Source organism: Frankia tisae (assembly GCF_025403405.1).
GTDB classification, from domain to species: Bacteria; Actinomycetota; Actinomycetes; order Frankiales; family Frankiaceae; genus Frankia; species Frankia tisai.
In genome coordinates, this window is the sequence record NZ_JANEZT010000671.1 from 1 (window position 1) to 1543 (window position 1543).

Annotated in this window: 3 protein-coding genes; 2 read left to right on the forward strand and 1 reads right to left on the reverse strand. The window is 70.8% G+C overall.

Going from position 1 to position 1543, the window contains the following annotated elements:
- Positions 1-1001: glycerol-3-phosphate dehydrogenase/oxidase (locus tag NBZ85_RS30980; protein ID WP_308205249.1), on the forward strand; the 1001-nt coding region annotated here is incomplete at its 5' end.
- Between the two features lie 106 nt (positions 1002-1107).
- Positions 1108-1251 (forward strand): GPGG-motif small membrane protein, encoded by a 144-nt coding sequence (locus NBZ85_RS30985; protein ID WP_165699166.1) that lies wholly within the window; start codon positions 1108-1110, stop codon positions 1249-1251.
- Positions 1252-1305: 54 nt separating this feature from the next.
- On the opposite strand, the gene NBZ85_RS30990 is transcribed toward NBZ85_RS30985, so the two are convergent.
- On the reverse strand, positions 1306-1543 hold a 238-nt coding region (locus NBZ85_RS30990; RefSeq protein ID WP_498041282.1), incomplete at its 5' end, for an oxidoreductase dimerization domain-containing protein.

Consider the following 1543-nt stretch of genomic DNA (forward strand, 5'->3'; position numbering starts at 1 on the left):
GGCGGGGGCGGCTGTCCGTCCGGGCCTCGAAAGGGGTGCACATCGTCGTCCCCCGCGACCGCATCCACGGCGAGACGGGGCTGATCCTGCGCACCGAGAAGAGCGTGCTTTTCGTCATCCCCTGGGGCAGCCACTGGATCATCGGCACCACCGACACCGAATGGAACCTCGACCTCGCCCACCCGGCGGCGAGCAGCGCCGACATCGACTACCTGCTCGTCACCGTCAACCGGGTGCTGCGCACGCCGCTGACCGCGGACGACATCATCGGCGTATACGCGGGCCTGCGGCCGCTGCTGGCCGGCGAGTCCGAGGACACCTCGCAGCTGTCCCGCGAGCACGCCGTGGTCACCTCCGTGCCGGGCCTGACGATGGTCGCCGGTGGCAAGTACACGACCTACCGGGTGATGGCCGCCGACGCCGTCGACGCCGCGGTGGGCGGGATGAACCGGGCGGTGCCGGCGTCGTGCACCGAGAAGATCCCTCTGCTCGGGGCGGACGGCTTCCCCGCCCTGTGGAACGCCCGGGAGACCCTCGGCCGCCGGGCCGGGCTGCACGTCGGGTGGATCGAACACCTGCTGCACCGCTATGGCACCCTCGCCGAGGAGGTGCTGGAACTCGCCGCGTCCCGCGCGGAACTCGCCCGGCCGCTGCCCGGGGCGCCGACCTACCTGGCGGCCGAGGCGGTGTACGCGGTCACCCACGAGGGCGCGCTGCATCTGGAGGACGTGCTGACCCGGCGGACCCGCATCTCGATCGAGACCGCTGACCGAGGAGTGGAGTCGGCCCGCCACGTTGCCGAGCTCATCGCCCCCACGCTCGGCTGGGACGTCGCCGCCCGCGACCGCGAGGTCGAGCACTACCTGGCCCGGGTACAGGCAGAACGGGCCTCGCAGCAGCAGGCCGACGACGCCACCGCCGACGCGGCCCGGCTCGGCGCACCGGACGTGCGCCGCCTGGGCCGCACCGAACGCTGCGCCCCCGCACCGGCCGCCGGCTGAGGGCTGAGGGCTGGCGGCACGGGAACCGGCAGCACGGAAAACAGCATGATTCAAGCGGCCTAACGGTGCGGGTTTTAGTTAGGCGCGTCCGCGGAAGGACGCCTGCATGGACACTATCCTCTGGATCATCGCTGCGATTTTTGTCATCGCCGGGGTCGTCACGATCGTTCGCGGGGGTCTCATCTACGGCATCGTGCTCATCGTCGTCGGTCTCCTCATCGGCCCGGGCGGTGTTTCCGTCTTCAGCTGACGCAGGCCGGTTGGCGGACATCCGCCCGCTGGCATTCCGGCCAGCGCAGACGCGTCAAAGGCCGTATTCCTCCAGCAGGCGGAGCCATACCTCGCTCACCGTCGGAAACGAAGGCACCGCGTGCCACAGCCGCTCGACGGGCACCGCACCGACAATCGCGACCGTCGCCGCGTGCACCATCTCCTGGGTATCCGGGCCGGTGAATGTCGCGCCCACCAGGACCCGTCGGGATTCATCGATGACGATCTTCGAGGTGCCGGTGATCCCCTCACCGCGCACCGACGCCCCCGCC

Excerpts from the sequence above, each read along its gene's own strand:
- NBZ85_RS30985 (WP_165699166.1), top strand. The coding sequence starts at position 1,108 with ATGGACACTATCCTCTGGATCATCGCTGCGATTTTTGTCATCGCCGGG.